Genomic DNA, 18,319 nt, shown 5'->3' on the forward strand with positions numbered 1-18,319 from the left:
AAACCAACGAAGCGGGCGTCAGTCAGACCCAGAGTCACACCGCGGCACAAGCCACTTCCATCATTACTGTCAGACCCTCCTTCAATAATGGGTACATGGCAGGCGCAGCGGTGGAAAAGGCATTTGGGGCGATCGACGCCGCGCTCGCCATGCTCCGCGCCGAGGCGGCCGGGACCGGTTTCGGGTTGTCCTCGGACACCGACCCTCTGGCCGCCGTCGCTGATGAGTGCTTGGACATTCTTGCCGGGATTTCACGGACTGAGGCTCGGATTGCGGCATTGAAGGCAGAGGCAGCCGCTACGTATGCGGACTCGGCGCGGTCGGCGGCGCCCCTGAACACGCCGGCCCAGGCCCAGGAGATGGCGATAGCGGCCGAGGTGGGCTGCGTACTGGCCATCGGCGAGAGGGCCGCAGGCATGCTGCTGGAGCAATCCCATGCGTTGGCTACGTCCCTGCCCCGGACCCTGGCAGCACTGCAGGCGGGAACGGTTTCGTGGCAACACGCGAAGGTGATGGTGGACGAGACCGCCACCCTTGACCGCTACGCAGCGGGGGCACTTGAAGCCCACTTCCTCGACGCTGACGCAGTCAACCCTGCCCGCGGCTGCCCGGCCGGCGAGATGCCCGCCTTTAGGTTCCGGCGAAAGGCCAAGACCTGGCGCGAGCGGCACCATCCGGACAGCATCGAAAAACGCCATGCCAAGGGCGTGCAGGACAGATGCCTGGAATACACGCCGGAGCAGGACGGCATGGCTCGGGTGTCTGCCTACCTGCCCGCAGGCCAGGCGGCTGCGATCTGGAACCGCATTACCGCCATCGCACGGGGCCTGCAAGGGCCCCACGAGGCCCGGACGCTCACCCAGTTACGGGCAGACGTATTCGCAACGGCAGCCCTGCGCAGCGACAACGGCTGCACTAAATGCAGCAACGGCATCAGCCGCGCGCCCGGGGCTGGGCCGGATGCAGGGGCCAGGGGCCTAGCCGATGTCCCCACGCCCCGCGCCGACATCCTGGTCACCGTTCCTGTCTTTTCCCTGCTCGGGCTGACCGAGGAACCGGCGGTGCTCGACGGTTTTGGACCCATTCCTGCCTCCGTGGCCCGGGACCTGGTGGCCAATGGAGCTGACTCGTTCCACCGGGTGCTCGTGGATCCACGGGATGGGGCACCCTTGGAGATCGGACGCGCGAGTTACCGGGTCACAAAGGCCATGCGGAACTGGCTACGTATGCGCGACGGCAAATGCCCGTTCCCCGGGTGCAGCAACCATTCCCTGGACAACGAAGCCGACCACCTCCTGGCTTGGCATCACGGCGGAACCACCGGGATCAGCAACCTGGGACAGCCTTGTCCACGGCACCACAGACTCAAACACGCCAGCGGCTGGAGACCGACGCCGGCAACAAAAAATGAGCCGCCCGGCTGGGTCTCACCATCAGGACGGCACTACAAAAGCGAACACCAGGACTGGGAACCGCCCCACTGGCCGCGTTCCCTCGCGCCGGTATTCGGAGAGTCGAAACCACAACGGCCCTACCCGCCCATGCCCACCGCTTTGGGCGGAACCGTGGACTATTTTCAGGTACCGCCATCTGCCGCAGAAAAGTTCCTGCGCGCCTACCTCGACGCGACATAACTGCCGGGAGGAAGCACAAGGGACCCCGCACAAAGCTCGCGCTCGTACTGGGACAGGCTAGCGAACAGGACCAACTGGAGCCGGCCGTGGGAGGTCGAAGGGCCTACACGCTGCGCTATTCGTATTCGTATCCGAGCGGGTCCAGGAGGATGTCTCGAAGGAGAACGGAGTGATTTCCCCGATCACCCAGACCAAGCGAGGCAGGGCCTGGGTGTTCACCGAGGTGCTCGACGAAGTGAACCGGTTCAACTAGCGGCTCGCCGCCATGGAGAAAGCAGCCTGATCCGACGGTGAGCGGCCGCCCAGCCTTCGCACACATTAGGGTGGACACGAACGCCACCCGTCCGCACACATTAGGTTGGACACTGTCCGACCCGGACTCCGTACCCGCGTTCCGGAGCGGAATTCTTCCGCGCCCAGAGTGGTTCCAGCAGTATGGCCCTTCCCCTTCCCCGGATTTCCATTCTCGACCGTGCCAACGCCCGGGACGGGTTTCCTGCTGCGGACGCCCTGAACCGGGTGCTGGAACGGGCCCAGCGGGCCGAGGAATGGGGTTACCACCGCTTTTGGGTCGCAGAGCACCACGCGGTGCCAGGCATTGCCGGTTCCGTTCCGCCCGTGCTGATGGCCGCCGTTGCTGCCCGGACGCGCTCCATCCGGGTCGGTTCAGGAGGCATCATGCTTCCCAACCACCAACCACTCGTGGTGGCCGAACAGGCGTCCACGCTGGAGGCTCTGCATCCCTCGCGGATCGACTTGGGCGTTGGCCGGTCTGTCGGTTTCACCCCGGCAGTCCGGAATGCGCTGCGCGCCGAGAAACAGGACGCGGAGCGGTTTGAAGGCCAGCTGGCCCAACTGCTTGCTTACCTGTCCGGAGCCGCGCCCATCACTGCCCGGCCGCGGAACGATTCGGCTACACCGGTATTCGTGCTGGCCACCGGTTCGGGAATCGATATTGCAGCCCGCGCCGGCCTGGCTGTGGTGCTGGGCGGGCCAGCCGTGTTCCGGACGGATCATAACGGCACACTCCCTGCGCTGGAAAGGTATCGCTCACAATTCCGTCCATCACGCTGGTTCGAGCAGCCCTTCGTCCTGGTTTCCGCCAACGTCGCAGTAGCCGCGACCCGCCAGGCGGCGAGGGAACTGCTTCTGCCCGAAGCCGTCGCGCTGGCCCGCTCCCGGACCACCGGCGAATTCGCTGCCTTGGCGCCCGTGGGTCCGACCGAGTGGGCCGGGCTGACTCTCCGAGAAAAGGAAGCGGTCGAAAGGAGCCTGTCCACATCGCTCTACGGCACGGCCTCCGAGGTGCGGACCCAAATCCAGCACCTGCTCGCGACTTCCGGAGCTAACGAGTTGCTGATCACAGGCGGAGCCTTCGACGTCGAGGCGCAGGCGGAATCCGATCGGCTCCTGGCCGGGCTCTTCCCCCCAGACGAGCGCCGCAGCATCGACGACCGCCCTGGATCCGCGGCATCCTATTGACGCCCACCTGACTTGACGCCACATAGTGCCCTCCCAGCGCGAGCCCGCGGAGTCGTGGATCGGGTACTAAAAAAATGCCGTCCCGCCCATCACGCGTAAGACCAGATGCCGGAAGGCGAAAGAGGCGGTCGACTCGAGTCGACCGCCTCAGCTTTTTGCCGTTCCTTGCCCGAGCCTAGAAGTCCCAGTCATCATCCTCGGTGTTGACGGCCTTGCCAATCACATACGAAGAGCCGGATCCACTAAAGAAGTCGTGGTTCTCGTCAGCGTTCGGGGACAGCGCGGACAGGATGGCCGGGTTCACGTCGGTGACGGACGCCGGGAACATGGCCTCGTAGCCCAGGTTCATCAGCGCCTTGTTGGCGTTGTAGTGCAGGAACTTCTTGACGTCCTCAGCCAGGCCAACGCCGTCGTAGAGGTCGTGCGTGTACTGGACTTCGTTTTCGTACAGCTCAAAGAGCAGCTCGAAGGTGTAGTCCTTGATCTCCTGCCGGCGCTCTGCAGAAACCGTTTCGAGGGCCCGCTGGAACTTGTAGCCGATGTAGTAGCCGTGCACGGCTTCATCGCGGATGATCAGGCGGATCAGGTCAGCCGTGTTCGTCAGCTTGGCCCTTGAAGACCAGTACATGGGCAGGTAGAAGCCCGAGTAGAACAGGAAGCTCTCCAGCAGCGTCGAGGCCACCTTCCGCTTCAGGGGGTCATCGCCCTGGTAGTAGTCCATGACAATCTGAGCCTTCTTCTGAAGGTTCTCGTTCTCCGTGGACCAGCGGAACGCTTCGTCGATCTCCTTGGTGGAGGCCAGCGTGGAGAAGATCGATGAGTAGCTCTTGGCGTGCACCGACTCCATGAACGCGATGTTCGTGTAGACGGCTTCCTCGTGAGGGGTGAGCGCATCCGGAATCAACGAGACTGCGCCGACAGTGCCCTGGATGGTGTCCAGCAGGGTTAGGCCGGTGAAAACGCGCATGGTGAGCTGCTGCTCAGCCGGCGTCAGCGTGTTCCAGGACTGGACGTCATTGGACAGCGGCACCTTCTCCGGCAGCCAGAAGTTGTTGACCAGGCGGTTCCAGACGTCGACATCCTTGTCGTCCTGGATGCGGTTCCAGTTGATGGCCTCGACGTGGCTAAGCAGCTTGACCTTCTCGGTCATGTCATCCCCTAATGCGTTGGGTTGTTCTTTGAAGTTAAGCCTACGACGGCGGGCGGGCGCCCGCCGTCGTACCTGCAGAATTTAGTTGAAGATTAAAGCATGCAGCTGACGCAGCCGTCCACCTCAGTCCCTTCCAGCGCGAGCTGGCGGAGACGGATGTAGTAGATGGTCTTGATGCCCTTTTTCCAGGCGTAGATCTGGGCCTTGTTGATGTCACGCGTGGTGGCGGTGTCCTTGAAGAACAGCGTCAGGGACAGGCCCTGGTCCACGTGCTGGGTGGCAGCGGCATAGGTGTCGATGACCTTCTCGTAGCCGATCTCGTACGCGTCCTGGTAGTACTCCAGGTTGTCGTTCGTCAGGTACGGCGCCGGGTAGTACACGCGGCCCAGCTTGCCTTCCTTGCGGATCTCGATCTTGGACGCCACCGGGTGGATCGAGGAGGTGGAGTTGTTGATGTAGGAGATCGAGCCCGTCGGCGGCACGGCCTGCAGGTTCTGGTTGTAGATGCCGTGCTCCATAACGGAAGCCTTCAGCGCCAGCCAGTCAGCCTGCGTGGGGATGTGGACGTTCTTGAAGAGCTCCCGCACCTTTTCGGTCTGCGGCACCCACTCCTGCTCCGTGTACTTGTCGAAGAACTCGCCGGAGGCGTACTTGGACTTCTCGAAGCCGCCGAAGGTCTGGCCGGTCTCGATGGCCAGCAGGTTGGAGGCGCGGACCGCGTGGTACACCACGGAGTAGAAGTAAATGTTGGTGAAGTCCAGCCCCTCTTCGGAACCGTAGTGGACCCGCTCGCGGGCAAGGTAGCCGTGCAGGTTCATCTGGCCCAAACCGATGGCGTGGCTCTGGTCGTTGCCCTTGGCGATGGACGGCACCGAGGTGATGTTGGACATGTCGGACACAGCCGAGAGCGAGCGGATGGCCGTCTCGATGGTCAGGCCGAAGTCCGGCGAGTCCATGGCCTTGGCAATGTTCAGCGAGCCCAGGTTGCAGGAAATGTCCTTGCCGGTGTCCGCGTAGGACAGGTCATCGTTGTACGTGGTGGGCTGGGAAACCTGGAGGATCTCCGAGCACAGGTTGGACATGATGATCTTGCCGTCAATCGGGTTCTCCCGGTTCACGGTGTCCTCGAACATGATGTACGGGTAGCCGGACTCGAACTGGATCTCGGCGAGCGTCTGGAAAAACTCGCGGGCCTTGATCTTGGTCTTCTTGATCCGGGAATCGTCCACCATCTCGTAGTACTTCTCGGTGACCGAGACGTCGGAGAACGGCATGCCGTAGACGCGCTCGACGTCGTACGGGGAAAACAGGTACATGTCCTCGTCGCGCTTGGCCAGCTCGAACGTGATGTCCGGGATGACGACGCCGAGCGAGAGGGTCTTGATGCGGATCTTCTCGTCCGCGTTCTCGCGCTTGGTGTCCAGGAAGCGGTAAATGTCCGGGTGGTGGGCGTGCAGGTACACAGCGCCTGCACCCTGGCGGGCACCGAGCTGGTTGGCGTAGGAGAAGCTGTCTTCGAGGAGCTTCATCACGGGGATGACACCGGAGGACTGGTTCTCGATCTGCTTGATGGGCGCGCCCACTTCGCGGATGTTGGTCAGCGCGAACGCCACACCGCCGCCGCGCTTGGATAGCTGCAATGCGGAGTTGATGGAGCGGCCGATCGACTCCATGTTGTCTTCAATGCGGAGCAGGAAGCAGGAGACCAGCTCGCCGCGCTGCTTCTTGCCGGCGTTCAGGAACGTGGGGGTGGCCGGCTGGAAGCGGCCCTCGATGATTTCGTCAACCATCTGCAGGGCAAGCTGCTCGTTGCCGCGGGCCAGGTGCAGTGCCACCATGCAGACACGGTCCTCGTAGCGCTCCAGGAAGCGCTTGCCGTCAAACGTCTTCAGCGTGTAGGACGTGTAGAACTTGAAGGCGCCGAGGAAGGTCTCGAAGCGGAACTTCTTTTTGTAGGCACGGTTGTACAGGTCACGGATGAAGTTCATCGTGTACTGGTCCAGCGTCTCGCGCTCGTAGTAGTCGTTCTTGACCAGGTATTCGAGCTTCTCTTCCAGGTCGTGGAAGAACACGGTGTTGTTGTTCACGTGCTGCAGGAAGTACTGGTGCGCGGCCTCGCGGTCCGCCTCGAACTGGATCTCGCCGCTGGGGCCGTACAGGTTAAGCATGGCGTTCAGCTCGTGATAACCCAGGCCCTTATAGGCAGCGGGCATCTCAGGCTTCTGAGCCCTGGTTACTTCTGTGTCTGCGACAGTCGTGTCCAAAACGTGTCCAATCCATTGTTTACGCGGGTCACGTCTTCTGGCGTGCCCATTAATTCGAAGCGGTAGAGGTGCGGTACTCCGCACTTGGCGGCGATGATGTCCCCCGCCATGCAGTAGTTGTCCCCGAAGTTTGTGTTGCCGGCACCGATCACTCCGCGGAGCAACTCCCTGTTCTGCGGAATATTCAGGAACCGGATGACCTGCTTCGGGACAGAGCCTTCTCCCCCGGTGCCGCCATAAGTGGGCACCACCAGCACAAACGGCCGGGTGGCGAGGAGGGGTGCATCCTTGGCAAGCAGCGGAATCCGGGCCATCTCACGGCCGAGCTTCGATACAAAGCGGGTGGTGTTCTCGGATGCCGAGGAAAAGTAGATGAGCTGGCTGCTGGTAACAACCGCCGGAGCCGGACCGGAAGCATCCACGCGCTGAGCCGCATGAAGTTCCTGGGATGTCCGGGATTCCTGTGCTGTGTGGAATTCCTGGGCTGCTGGTGCTGCCGTGGGAGTCACCTCAGCTGGTTGTTTGTTGCCGGCAGAAAAGGAGTGACCCCTAGGCCACGGAGGAAACAGCGGAGAGGGCCAGTTCCTCGATCTTGTCCGGGCGGAAGCCTGACCAGTGGTCCTGGTCGGTGACCACAACGGGTGCCTGCATGTAGCCCAATGCCTTCAGGCGCTCGAGTGCCTCGGCGTCCTGGGAGATGTCAACGCTCTGGTACGTGATGCCCTTTTTGTCGAGCGCCCGGTAGGTGGCGTTGCACTGAACACAAGCAGGCTTTGTGTAAACCGTTACGGTCATGATTCCTGTCCCCTTTGCTGAAAACTTGCTCGTCCGGTGTTCCCGCTCAAGCTGTATGTAGATACTACATCTAGTGCAGACGCCGCTTTGGAACCCCAAGATGATGTATTACAAGTATGTCATTTAATGCACCTTTAATCCACAGGGAGTGGCCTTCAAAATGTCCGGGATCCCGCTGTTTTCGCGGACGGAATCCACACCCTGTGGAGTACTTAGCCACATTTAACGCCCAGCGTGTCGGGGAAAAGACGGCGTGTCGCCTGGCGCCGTCAGGCCACGAAGGAGAGCTCCGTACCACTACATGTAGTGACGCAACCCTCAGGGATTCCCCGGCTCAGCCCCGTGCCACGAGGTTGTCCCTGATCTCCCGGCGCAGGACCTTGCCGATCAGTGAGCGGGGCAGCGAATCGAGGACTACCACGCGGCGGGGCACCTTGTAGGCTGTCAGGTTTTCCCGGGCAAAGGACAGGAGCGCGCCGGGATCGATGGTGGTGCCCGGCGTTGGCACAACCGCCGCGACCACATCTTCGCCGCCACCCCGGCGGGGCAGCCCGACGACAGAGACTTCCGCTACACCCGGGAAGGTGGCAATGACGTCCTCCACCTCGCTGGGCGAGACATTGAAGCCGCCCGTGATGATCAGTTCCTTGATCCGGTCCCGGATGGTGACGAAGTAGTCGTCGTCCACCGAGACGATGTCTCCGGTCCGGAACCACCCACCGTCGAGCAGGGCGTCCTCGGTCTCCTCCGGCCGGTTCCAGTAGCCGAAGAACACCTGGGGCCCGCGGATCAGGAGCTCCCCCTCCTCCCCCGGGGCACGGTCCAGTGCCACGTTCCGGGGATCCACCACCCGGATGTCGGTCAGCGGAAATGGAACCCCTACTGTGCCGGGCTTCCGGCTGGGGCCGAACGGGTTGCCGATGGCGATCGGCGAGGTTTCGGTCAGCCCGTAGCCCTCGATCAGGTAGCCGCCGGTCGCTTTCTCCCACGTGTCCACCGTCTCCTTTGGCAGGTTCATGGCGCCGGAAATCGAGAAGCGGATGCTCTCCAGCCCGATGCCCCGTTCCGCCGCTGCAGCGGCGATCCGGTCGTAGATCGGCGGCACGGCCGGCAGGAACGTCGCCGGGGATTTCCTGAAAGCCTTCAGCACAAGGTCGACGTCGAACTTGGGGAACAGAACCAGCTTCGCCCCGATACTCAACGCGAAAGTCATGCACAGCGTCAGTCCGTACGCATGGAACAGCGGCAACACTGCGTAGACGGTCTCCCGGCCGTCCTTGAGCCCGGGCACCCAGGCCCGGCCCTGGGCCGCGTTCGCCTGCAGGTTGGCGTGACTGAGCATGGCGCCTTTGGGCAGGCCGGTGGTGCCGGAGGTGTACTGCAGGGCGGCGAGGTCCCGGGCAGCAGGGCGTGGATGCTTCTTACTGAGCACGCCGTTTTCGAGGAGCTGCCGCCACGGCAGCACGGGCCGCTCAGCGGGAGCGGGCCGCCCCGTCGCCCCGTCCGTGCCAACGGTCAGGGCGGCGCGGGCCTTACGCGCCGCGGGAACCGGCAACCGCAGCGCCAGCCGCCGCATCAGCGGCATCGCGGGGATGAGCTCCACTGAAACGACAGTGCGGACCCCGACGTCGGCCGGCAGCTGGCGGACCCGCTCCACCGCCTTGTCCCAAACAATCGCGACGGCGGCTCCGTGGTCCTCGAACAGGTGGCGCAGTTCGCGGTCCGTGTAGAGCGGGTTGTGCTCGACCACCACCGCACCGAGGCGCAGCACCGCATGGAAAGCGATGATGTGCTGCGGACAGTTCGGCATGACCAGGGCAACTCTGTCGCCAGGCTTAACGCCCAGTTTCTTGAGGCCGGCGGCGGCCCGGCTGATCAGTGATCCGAGTTCGCGGTAGCTGGTGCGGGCACCGAAGAATTCCAGGGCGGTCCTGGACCCATACCGCCGCACCGATTGATCCACGAGGTCCACCAGCGAACCCTCCGGGAGCACCGGAGCAGCCGGCACGCCCGGCCCATACGAAGTGGTCCAGGGCCGCTCCCTCCAGGACTGCCCGGGCTGGGGAGCTGCACCCTTCCCGGCAGCCTTCCCGAACGACTTCCGCAGGGTTTCCTTCTTCATAACCGTCCTTGCCACTGGAACCGCCAGGTCTGCGGGCCAAGCGGCACGCCGCAAAAATCCTACCCGTGGATGTCTTCCTGCAAACCGGGGGTGCCAGGAGGCGCCGCTAGAGCTGGACCTCCCGGCGGTCCAGCACAATCTGCTGCACGTCCAGGTAGCCCGACTGGAATCCCGCCCGGGAGTAGCACAGGTAGAAAAGCCACATCCGCTGGAACACCGCATCGAAGCCCAGCTCCCCCACTTCGCGGGACCGCTCCAGAAACCGTTCCTCCCACAGCCGGAGGGTGGTGGCGTAGTGGTCCCCCATGCCCATCCGCTCGCGCACGCGCAAGGTGGTGTACTGCTCCGTCACGCCTTCGATGGCCCGTACCGACGGCAGGAAACCGCCCGGGAAGATGTACTTGTGCACCCAGGTGTAGGCGTTCCGGGTGGCGAGCATGCGGTCATGCGGCATGGTGATCGCCTGGATTGCTACCTTCCCGCCCGGCGCCAGCACACGGTCGATGGTCTGGAAGTAGATGGGCCAGAACTCGTAGCCCACAGCCTCGATCATCTCTACGGATACAACGGCGTCGTACTCGCCTTCCACCGCCCGGTAGTCCTGCAGCGCCACGGTCACCTGGTCCGAATAGCCGGCCGCCGCGATGCGCTCCTGCGCCAGCTCCTGCTGCTCACTGGAAAGGGTAATGCTGTAGACAGTGGCGCCGCGGGCCGCAGCCCGGAGTGCCAACTCGCCCCAACCGGTGCCGATTTCCAGGAGCCTGGTCCCCGCGCCGACGCCGGCTTTGTCCAGCAGCCGGTCAATCTTCGCCTGCTGAGCTTCGGCCAGGGCTTCCCAGGCAACAGCGGAAAGGGGCCCCGCTTCAAGCGGAAACAGCCCCGACGAGTAGCTCATCGTGGAGTCAAGGAAGCTGGAGAACAGATCGTTGGACAAATCGTAGTGCCGCGAGATGTTGCTGCGGGTGTTCTGCTCGGCATTCCGCTCCTGCCGCGGCGTTCGCGGCAGGTACAAGGCGCGCAACGCCTGCAGTGGCGCGGGAATCAACGTATCCACCGAGGCGGCAAACACTTCAAGGACGCCGGCGAGGCAGCTGGCCTCCCAGTCACCGGCCATAAACGATTCCCCCAGCCCGATCAGGCCGTTGTCACCGATCCGGGCCTCGAACACCTCCGGCCGAACCATCACCATCACCGGCGCATCGGCGCCGCCGGCGCCCAGGACAGTACCGTCCGGGTACTCCACCCGCATTGGCAGCCGCTTTACTGCCCCCTTGAACAGAAGCCCTGCGGCCTTGCCTGCCACTGCTGCTTTGGCTCCCGACGGCGGCTGCGCAACTTCCGGCCATACGTCCGGATCGATGGTGGCGGGCGACGCCGGCACTCCCGTCGCGGTCCAGGCTGCGGCATAGTGCGTGGCGGCTTTGTCCAAAACTTCGCCTGAAGTCTTGTCCCTGGCCTTATCCCTGGTTTTGTCCCGAAGAGGGATTGCAGTTGCTTGGTTGTCGTCCGTCATTGTCATTGAACTGCCTCCTGTGAGGGGTGGTGCGGCCGGGCGACGACCGGCAGCCGTCTGGCCCAAAGTTTGATGCCTTGTACCCGGATGAGTGCGGATACCAGCAGTGGCGCGGCCGGTACCGCCAAGGCCGCCATCACGATGTTCGGAAGTGTGGCCGGGCGGCGCGTGCCGTCCATGGTGGCGACGAACGGCCGGTGGCCTTCGCGGTCCAGCACGATGGAAACCCCGAGGCGCTCCCCCGGCGCGGGCAGCTTCATGCGGTACTGCCCGTCCACGTCGTTAAAGGGTGAAACATAGAACGCCTTCGGGACGGCAGCCCTCCCGGCCGGATCTGTACGGAGAAGGTAGCAGTGGCGCTCCCCGTAGGTGTTGTGCACTTCGGCCACCACGCACCCAAGCTCGCCAGTGGACCGGTAACACCAGAACAGCGTCAGCGGATTGAAAACGTAACCCAATACCCTGGCGCTGGTCAGCATGTGGATGGGGCCGCCGTCGGGCTCTATCCCCTGCGTGCGCAAGTACCGTTCCACGTTGATGCGGATGGTGGCGTCCGGATCACCCAGGTGGTCCCCTGCGCGGAACACTGCGAGCGGCCGCAGCAGGAGCGGAAGCCGCGGAAGCCTGTCAACGTCCACGAACCAGCTGTAGCTGCGGTACGTGAATGCGTTCTTTAACGGAGTGCGCCGCACGTGGGAAATGGAGGTGCGGTAGATGGCTGAGCTCATGAAGGGTCCGTTGCGGAAAGAAGTTCCCGCTCCCCGCTGTTCGGGGAATCGAGCGGATCAGCATCTACGGCATGAGCCCAGGAACGTCCCAGCGATTCGGCCGCCCGGACGCCGGAAAGGGCACCGTCCTCATGGAAACCCCAGCCCAGGTACGCTCCGGCGAAGGCAATCCGGCCGTCGCTGAGTCCGGCGATTGCCTGCTGCGCCTGCAGGGATTCAGGGGTGTACTGCGGGTGCTCGTACACCATCCGCTCCAGCACGGCGTCATCGGCAATCAGCTCCGACTCCCCCAGGCTCACCAGGTACCGCCTGCCGTCAACCGGCTCCAGCCGCTGCAGCCGGGTGAGGTCGTAACTAACCAGGACCTTGTCCGGCCGGGCGTCGCACGACGGCAGGCGGTAGTTCCAGGAAGCCTTCGCGTTGCCGGCAGTGGGAAGGACCGCCGGATCCTGGTGGAACACGGTGTGGTTTACGGAGTAAGGCATTCCGCCCAGCGCCTGCTTCTCGGCGCGCGTGGCATCTGGCAGGAACCCGAGTGCCTGGGCCGGATGGGTGGCAATGACGACGGCGTCAAAGTCTTCCAGCCCGTGCTCAGTTCCGATTTCCACGCCATGCGGCAGGCGCCGGATGGCGGTGACCGGGGTGTTTAGCCGGACATCCGGCAGGGTGGCGGCGAGTTTCTCAACGTACCGGGCGGAACCGCCGGTGACGGTCCGCCACTGCGGGGAACCCTTCACGCCCAGCATTCCGTGGTGGTCCAGGAAGGTGAAGAGGTAGCCGGCCGGGTAGGCCAGCGCGGTGGTGGGATCGCAGGACCAGACTGCACTGACCACCGGGGTCATAAAATGCGAAATGAAGTACGGGCTGAAGTTGTTCCGTTCCAGGAACCCGCCCAAGGTCAGCTCCGGCTGGGCTGTGTCGGGACTGACAGCTGAAACGGGTGCCGTCTTCAGGAGTGCCCGGGCCTTGCGGTAGAAGCGGGTGACCTCCAGCAGCATCAGCAGGTAGCGGCCCCGCAGCAAACTGGAGGGCCGGGCAATGATTCCGCGGCCGCCGTCGCGCGCCCCGGCATACTCCAGGCCGCAGCCGTCACACCGGACGGACATGCTCATTTCCGAGTCCTGCGTTTCCACCCCCAGCTCAGCGAACAGCCGCAGCAGGGTGGGATAGGTCCGCTCGTTGTGGACGATGAAGCCGGTATCCACGCCGATAGCCGACCCGTCCGGTTGCGGGAGGTCGTGCGTATGGGCGTGCCCGCCCAGCCGGGAGTCCGCCTCAAATAAGGTGACGTGATCCTGCCGGTTGAGGACGTAGGCGGCGGTCAGACCGGCCACGCCGCTGCCGACGACGGCAACCCGCCGCCTGTCGCCTTTGTTTACTGCTGGGTCGGGTGACAACTTATGCTCCTCTGCTGAACATTTGCCAAGGGTGGATATACAGAGGGCAATTCGGCACTGCTGTGCCAGCGGATGGGTGAAGGCCTGGCAGCTTCTCCAGCCTTGGGCAGCTTCTGCGGCACTGGGCGGCGGAGTACTGTGGGCAGGTGGTAAATCCGGTACACCTGAAGACCCTTCTGGAGGTCACGCGGTTGGGCTCGTTCGCGGCCGCCGCGTCAACGCTCGGCTACACGGCCTCGGCAGTCTCGCAACAGATGTCCGCGCTGGAACGGGACACCGGCGTCGTCCTCTTCCAGCGCTCCGCGCGCAGCGTGGTGCCCACGGAAGCCGCCGTCGTCATGGCCCGGCACGCGGCCAAGGTGCTCACGGACATGGAGGCACTGATGGCCGCCGCCTCCAGGACCCGGGACACGGCCAACCAGGAACTTCGGCTGGGCATTTTTCCCAGCCTGGCAACCTACGTCCTGCCCCGAATCCTGAAGAACCCGGCATGGAAGAACCTGGGCATTGACCTGAAAGTCTCCGTGGCGGAACCGGGCCAGACAATCCAGGGGCTGCGCACGGGCGGTGACCTGGACCTGGCCGTGGTCTTCCAGGTGGGCCAGACCGGGTTCGCGTGGCCGAACACCATAAACCGGCAGTGGATCGGTGACGATAATTTCCGCGTAGTGCTGCCCGCCGGCTGGGGTTTCCGGTCCGACGCGAAGGTGGCAGCTGACCACCTTTCCGAGATGCCGTGGATCATGCACCACCCCGGCACCAGCGATGCCATGGTCATCGAACGCCTCTTCGCGGGCTGCAACCTGCATCCGCGCGTGGTGGCCCACAGTGACGACTTCCACGCGAGCCTTGAAATGGCTGCGGCAGGGCTGGGGGCGGCGCTGGTTCCCGAATTGGCGCTGCGCCACCGGCCGGACGGGGTGGTGGTGCTTGACGTTCCCGAGATCCGGCTGGCCAGAAACGTTTTCGCGCTGCTGATCAATGACAGGAAAACCGCCCGGGTGCAGCTGTTTGTTGACCTGCTCGCTGAGACCCTGGCCGGGATGCGCACCGCGGTGAATTAGCCCGGAACGCTGGAATGCGCTGCAGTTCGGGTCTATGTTGAAAGTATGAACAAGGTAGCAAGCCAGCACTTTGGAGAGATTGAGCTCAACCACGGCAAGGATCACTTCATCGCCGCTAAGCATGAACTGCGCGGCCATCCGCTGGAAATCGACCTGAACGTCACCGCCCATGACCACTTTGACGAAGCCGCACTGCGCAAGGTCGATTACCGTTTGCGCTTCCTGCCCGAGTTGGTAGATGAGGTGCGGGACATGATCGCTGAGGAACTGGAGCAGGAAGGCACCAGCCCCCAGGAGTACCTCCATTTCCACTGCAGCGCACTCAAGGACGAGCACCTGCAGAAGGTTTTTGGCGTATCGGAGCGCAGCCAGCTCACCAATGCAGTGTTCCTGAAGGCCCTGAAGCTTGGCCACGTTGGGGTCTACCCCGGCCAGCCTGAACGCTACTTTGTTATGGACTTCACCCTGGGCGAGCATTTCACCGACGAGGTCCTGGTGGCGTCTGCCGACGAGGACGGCGTGGTGGACGACGAGATCGTCTGGTCCTGAAAACGCAAAAGCGGTGGTTGAGCCTCAGGCTCAACCACCGCTTTTTATTGTCTTACTTGGCGGTTTCCAGCAGGCCGGCGCGGACCGTCCTGGTGGCCTCCACCAGGTTCCGCAGGGATTCCTCGGTCTCGGTGTAGCCGCGGGTCTTCAGGCCGCAGTCCGGGTTGACCCAGAGCTGGCGCGTCGGCACATGCTTGATGGCGGTGCTCAGCAGTTCGGTGACTTCCTCGGTGCCCGGTACGCGCGGTGAGTGGATGTCGTAAACGCCCGGGCCCACACCGCGGCCGAAGCCGTGGGATTCGAGGTCGTGCACAACTTCCATGCGGGACCGGGCGGCCTCGATGGAGGTAACGTCGGCGTCCAGGCCGTCGATGGCGTCGATGATGACGCCAAACTCCGAGTAGCAGAGGTGGGTGTGGATCTGGGTGGCGTCTGCAGCACCGGCTGTGGCCAGGCGGAAGGAGTCAACGGACCACGTCAGGTAGTCGGCGTGCTCAGCCTTGCGCAGCGGGAGCAGTTCGCGCAGGGCGGGCTCGTCCACCTGGATGACCTTGATGCCGGCGGCTTCGAGGTCGGCGATTTCGTCGCGCAACGTCAGTCCAACCTGGTTGGCGGTCTCGCCCAGCGGCTGGTCATCACGGACGAAGGACCAGGCAAGGATGGTCACCGGACCGGTCAGCATGCCCTTCATCGGCTTGCTGGTGAGGGACTGTGCGTACTTGGCCCACTGAACCGTGATGGGAGCGCTGCGGGTGACGTCGCCCCACAGGATGGACGGACGGGTGCAGCGTGAGCCGTAGGACTGGACCCAGCCGTGGACGGTGACGTCGAAGCCTTCGAGGTTTTCGGCGAAGTACTGGACCATGTCGTTGCGCTCGGGCTCGCCGTGCACCAGGACGTCGTAGCCGAGCTCTTCCTGCAGGTCCACAACGCGCTTGATCTCGTCCTTCATGAGCTTTTCGTACTGCTCGTTGGTGAGATCGCCCTTGTTGTTGCGGGCGCGGGCCCAACGGATCTCCGGGGTCTGCGGGAAGGAACCGATGGTGGTGGTGGGCAGCGGCGGAAGGTGCAGCGCCTCTTCCTGCGCGGCTTCGCGGACCGAGTATTCGGAGCGGGAGAAATCTGCGGAGGTGAGGGCCTCGGTGCGGGCACGGACATCCGAACGGCGGACGCCTTCAGCGGTGGCGCGGGAAGCGATCACTGCGGTTGCTTCGTCGATGGCTGCTTTGGCGGAGGCCGGGTCAGCCAGGTAGGACGCGAGGGTCTTGACCTCAACCGCCTTCTGGTCCGAGAACGCCAGCCAGCTCCGAAGCTGCTCGGAAAGCTGCGTCTCCTCGCCGACGTCGTGGGGGACGTGCTGGGTGGACGTGGAGGTGGAGACGGCGATCTTGCCGGCCGCGGCCCTCAGTTCCTCCAGCTTCGCGGCGGAAGCGGCGAGGTCGTTGCGCCAGATGTTGTGCCCATCAACCACGCCGGCAACCAGCGTCTTGTTGCCCAGGCCTGCGAGGGCGGCAGCAGAGGGAACGGCGCCTTTGAAGACGTCGATGTGCAGCGCCTCGATGTTGGTGGCAGCTAGCGTGCCGAGCTGGCCGTCCAGCGAGCCGTACGGGGTGGAAACGAGGATCTGCGGGCGGTTGGCTGCGGCGGTGAGGACCTCGTAGGCGCGGGCAACGGCTGCTTCGGTTTCAGCAGCCGGGGTGTCCTGGTCCACAACGAGGGCGGGCTCGTCGAGCTGGACCCAGCCGGCTCCGGCGGCGGCAAGTTTGTCGAGCAGCTGTACGTAGACGGGCAGGATGTCCTCGAGGCGGGACAGCGGAGCGAAGCCGGCGGGGGCGTCGTCGGAAGCCTTGGACAGCAGCAGGTAGGTGACCGGGCCAACGATGTACGGGCGGGTTTCGATGCCGTTGGCCAGGGCGAAAGCGAACTCGTCAACCTTGGCGGTGGAGGCGAGGGTGAACTCGGTCTCCGGGCCGATCTCAGGTACGAGGTAGTGGTAGTTGGTGTCGAACCACTTGGTCATTTCCAGCGGCTGCTGTTCCTTGTTGCCGCGGGCAAGCGTGAAGTAGCCGTCGACGTCGAGCTGTCCCTCAGCGTTGAGGAGCTTGCCGAAGCGGGCCGGGACTGCCCCGAGGTGCGCGGTGGTGTCCAGGACCTGGTCATAGTAGGAGAAGGTGCCAGGCACGGCCGCGGCTTCGGTCAGGCCGAGTTCCTGCAGGCGCCTCGCGATGGTCAGCTGGATGTCCTTGGCGGCGGCGTCCAGGGCGGCGGCGTCGATTTTGCCGGCCCAGTAGGCCTCCACGGCCTTCTTGAGCTCGCGGCGGCGGCCGATTCGGGGGTAGCCGAGGAGGGAGGCGGACGGGAAAGGCGTGTTGTTTTCAGGCATGGCAATATTCCTTAGATAGAAGCTGCGTCTAAGCTTGGGCTCAAAACCCTCTGGTTTGGAGCTGCGTGGTGAGCGGAAGGCGGTCAGCTGGCGAGCTGCGGGCGGGCCACAGCGTCACGCCGGCCGGCGGTGCGGGAGCGCCGCGGCAAAGCGAGCTTGTCCAGCACTTCCAGTGCGCTTTGGTGTTCGTTGAAGGTGTACAGGTGAATGCCGGGAGCGCCTGCATCCAGGGCGGCGTTGGCCAGGTCCACCGTGGCATCGACGCCGATGTGCAGCCGATCGATGTCGCTGTCCGCGGCGGCCAGGCGTTCCATCAGTTCGGGCGCGGGCTCCACGCCGGCCAATTCGCCCAGCCGTTTGAGGCGGCGGAGGCTGGTGAGCGGCATAACGCCGGGAATGATGGGGATGGTGACCCCGGCCCGGCGTGCCCGGGTGAGGAGGTCCGCATACTCTTCGGTCCGGAAGAAGACCTGCGTGATGGCGAAGTCCGCGCCGGAACGCTGCTTGGCGAGCAGCACCTCGACGTCGTGCTCTTCACTCGGTGATTCCGGATGCCTGGTGGGATATGCCGCCACGCCCACCGCAATCTTCCCGGCGCACAGCAGTGCTGACCGGCGCTGTTCCACCCGGCGGATGAGTTCAATCAGGTCCTGGGCGTAGCGCAGTGAGCCCGCAGCAGGTTCCCCGCCGTCCTTGGGCAGGTCACCGCGCAGTGCGAGAATGCCCCGCACGCCGGTGTCCAGCAGTTCACCGATGATACCTGCCAGTTCCTGCGGGGTGTTCCCTACGCAGGTCAGGTGGGCCAGCGGCCGGAGGGTGGTTTCGAGCAGGAGCCGGTTGATGAGTTCGACGGCGGTGTCCCTGTTGGAGCCGCTGGCACCATAGGTGACGGAGACGTAGTCCGGTTCGGTGCTTTCCAGCTCGCGGATGGTGGTCCACAGTGTCTCCGCGGCTTTCGGCGACCGCGGCGGGAACAGCTCATAGGAGAGCGCCACCGGGGCGGCGTCGGAGAGGTTCGGGTGTATGTCAATAAGGCTGGGTGGTGACATTTGCGTCCTTGGCTTTGGGCCATTGAGGGCTGACTGTCAGAAGTTGCGACAGCACCGGCAATGAATTGAGTTTGGGGAACACGGAATAACTCCACAGGACGCAGCCGCGACTGGTACGCCTGGAATGAAGTTGTCCGTGAGCAAATGTCAGGCCCACATGGGGGCACCCACACCCTCCGCAACGGAGGA

Annotated in this window: 14 protein-coding genes; 4 read left to right on the forward strand and 10 right to left on the reverse strand. The window is 64.1% G+C overall.

Annotation, left to right across the window (positions count from 1 at the left end; all coding sequences use genetic code 11):
* Positions 1–95 precede the first annotated feature (95 nt).
* Positions 96–1,634, forward strand: coding sequence for an HNH endonuclease signature motif containing protein (locus CXQ88_RS16135; RefSeq protein WP_104045245.1), 1,539 nt, complete (start codon positions 96–98; stop codon positions 1,632–1,634).
* 435 nt (positions 1,635–2,069) lie between these two features.
* The gene (locus CXQ88_RS16140) at positions 2,070–3,116 is read left to right on the forward strand and encodes an MsnO8 family LLM class oxidoreductase (protein WP_104045166.1); all 1,047 of its coding nucleotides are present in this window, start codon (positions 2,070–2,072) and stop codon (positions 3,114–3,116) included.
* A 175-nt stretch (positions 3,117–3,291) separates the two neighbouring features.
* On the opposite strand, the gene nrdF is transcribed toward CXQ88_RS16140, so the two are convergent.
* The 8 genes from nrdF to CXQ88_RS16180 all read right to left on the reverse strand — a co-directional run bounded on the left by nrdF (position 3,292) and on the right by CXQ88_RS16180 (position 13,085).
* Positions 3,292–4,266: a class 1b ribonucleoside-diphosphate reductase subunit beta gene (nrdF, locus tag CXQ88_RS16145; protein WP_104045167.1), complete on the reverse strand. Its 975-nt coding sequence runs from the start codon at positions 4,264–4,266 to the stop codon at positions 3,292–3,294.
* A 92-nt stretch (positions 4,267–4,358) separates the two neighbouring features.
* Positions 4,359–6,479 (reverse strand): class 1b ribonucleoside-diphosphate reductase subunit alpha, encoded by a 2,121-nt coding sequence (nrdE, locus tag CXQ88_RS16150; protein ID WP_104045168.1) that lies wholly within the window; start codon positions 6,477–6,479, stop codon positions 4,359–4,361.
* Positions 6,480–6,499: 20 nt separating this feature from the next.
* Complete coding sequence (nrdI, locus tag CXQ88_RS16155) at positions 6,500–6,952, reverse strand: class Ib ribonucleoside-diphosphate reductase assembly flavoprotein NrdI (RefSeq protein WP_104045169.1); 453 nt, start codon at positions 6,950–6,952, stop codon at positions 6,500–6,502.
* 127 nt (positions 6,953–7,079) lie between these two features.
* Positions 7,080–7,325, reverse strand: coding sequence for a glutaredoxin-like protein NrdH (gene nrdH / locus CXQ88_RS16160; protein WP_013601222.1), 246 nt, complete (start codon positions 7,323–7,325; stop codon positions 7,080–7,082).
* A 334-nt stretch (positions 7,326–7,659) separates the two neighbouring features.
* Positions 7,660–9,447: a long-chain-fatty-acid--CoA ligase gene (locus CXQ88_RS16165; protein WP_104045170.1), complete on the reverse strand. Its 1,788-nt coding sequence runs from the start codon at positions 9,445–9,447 to the stop codon at positions 7,660–7,662.
* A 106-nt stretch (positions 9,448–9,553) separates the two neighbouring features.
* A complete protein-coding gene (locus CXQ88_RS16170; protein ID WP_104045171.1) occupies positions 9,554–10,966 on the reverse strand; it encodes a class I SAM-dependent methyltransferase in 1,413 nt (470 codons plus the stop codon).
* Positions 10,963–11,688, reverse strand: a complete 726-nt coding sequence (locus CXQ88_RS16175) for a DUF1365 domain-containing protein (protein WP_104045172.1) — start codon at positions 11,686–11,688, stop codon at positions 10,963–10,965. The genes CXQ88_RS16170 and CXQ88_RS16175 overlap by 4 nt, the downstream gene beginning before the upstream one ends.
* Positions 11,685–13,085 carry an NAD(P)/FAD-dependent oxidoreductase gene (locus CXQ88_RS16180; protein WP_104045173.1) on the reverse strand — a complete coding sequence of 467 codons (1,401 nt, stop codon included), beginning with the start codon at positions 13,083–13,085 and terminating at the stop codon, positions 11,685–11,687. The genes CXQ88_RS16175 and CXQ88_RS16180 overlap by 4 nt, the downstream gene beginning before the upstream one ends.
* A gap of 146 nt (positions 13,086–13,231) precedes the next feature.
* Here CXQ88_RS16180 and CXQ88_RS16185 point away from each other — a divergent pair, with 146 nt between their 5' ends.
* Both CXQ88_RS16185 and CXQ88_RS16190 read left to right on the forward strand, forming a co-directional pair.
* Entirely contained in the window at positions 13,232–14,149 is a 918-nt protein-coding gene (locus CXQ88_RS16185; protein WP_104045174.1) for a LysR family transcriptional regulator, read from the forward strand.
* Positions 14,150–14,194: 45 nt separating this feature from the next.
* Positions 14,195–14,698 carry a DUF2004 domain-containing protein gene (locus CXQ88_RS16190; RefSeq protein WP_104045175.1) on the forward strand — a complete coding sequence of 168 codons (504 nt, stop codon included), beginning with the start codon at positions 14,195–14,197 and terminating at the stop codon, positions 14,696–14,698.
* A 52-nt stretch (positions 14,699–14,750) separates the two neighbouring features.
* Here CXQ88_RS16190 and metE read toward each other — a convergent pair whose 3' ends face one another.
* Together metE and CXQ88_RS16200 are read right to left on the reverse strand one after the other, a co-directional pair.
* A complete protein-coding gene (gene metE, locus CXQ88_RS16195) occupies positions 14,751–17,081 on the reverse strand; it encodes a 5-methyltetrahydropteroyltriglutamate--homocysteine S-methyltransferase (protein WP_104045176.1) in 2,331 nt (776 codons plus the stop codon).
* 83 nt (positions 17,082–17,164) lie between these two features.
* Positions 17,165–18,130: a methylenetetrahydrofolate reductase gene (locus CXQ88_RS16200; RefSeq protein ID WP_104045177.1), complete on the reverse strand. Its 966-nt coding sequence runs from the start codon at positions 18,128–18,130 to the stop codon at positions 17,165–17,167.
* Positions 18,131–18,319: the final 189 nt, after the last annotated feature.

The organism is Arthrobacter sp. ZGTC412 (assembly GCF_002929215.1).
GTDB lineage: Bacteria > Actinomycetota > Actinomycetes > Actinomycetales > Micrococcaceae > Arthrobacter.

What these genes read in the sequence shown, in the direction of transcription:
- CXQ88_RS16170 (WP_104045171.1), bottom strand. Translation starts at nt 10,966, where the DNA reads ATGACAATGACGGACGACAACCAAGCAACTGCAATCCCTCTTCGGGAC.
- nrdF (WP_104045167.1), bottom strand. Translation starts at nt 4,266, where the DNA reads ATGACCGAGAAGGTCAAGCTGCTTAGCCACGTCGAGGCCATCAACTGG.
- CXQ88_RS16175 (WP_104045172.1), bottom strand. Translation starts at nt 11,688, where the DNA reads ATGAGCTCAGCCATCTACCGCACCTCCATTTCCCACGTGCGGCGCACT.
- nrdH (WP_013601222.1), bottom strand. Translation starts at nt 7,325, where the DNA reads ATGACCGTAACGGTTTACACAAAGCCTGCTTGTGTTCAGTGCAACGCC.
- CXQ88_RS16200 (WP_104045177.1), bottom strand. Translation starts at nt 18,130, where the DNA reads ATGTCACCACCCAGCCTTATTGACATACACCCGAACCTCTCCGACGCC.
- nrdE (WP_104045168.1), bottom strand. Translation starts at nt 6,479, where the DNA reads ATGCCCGCTGCCTATAAGGGCCTGGGTTATCACGAGCTGAACGCCATG.
- CXQ88_RS16165 (WP_104045170.1), bottom strand. Translation starts at nt 9,447, where the DNA reads ATGAAGAAGGAAACCCTGCGGAAGTCGTTCGGGAAGGCTGCCGGGAAG.
- metE (WP_104045176.1), bottom strand. Translation starts at nt 17,081, where the DNA reads ATGCCTGAAAACAACACGCCTTTCCCGTCCGCCTCCCTCCTCGGCTAC.
- CXQ88_RS16140 (WP_104045166.1), top strand. Translation starts at nt 2,070, where the DNA reads ATGGCCCTTCCCCTTCCCCGGATTTCCATTCTCGACCGTGCCAACGCC.
- CXQ88_RS16190 (WP_104045175.1), top strand. Translation starts at nt 14,195, where the DNA reads ATGAACAAGGTAGCAAGCCAGCACTTTGGAGAGATTGAGCTCAACCAC.
- CXQ88_RS16135 (WP_104045245.1), top strand. Translation starts at nt 96, where the DNA reads ATGGCAGGCGCAGCGGTGGAAAAGGCATTTGGGGCGATCGACGCCGCG.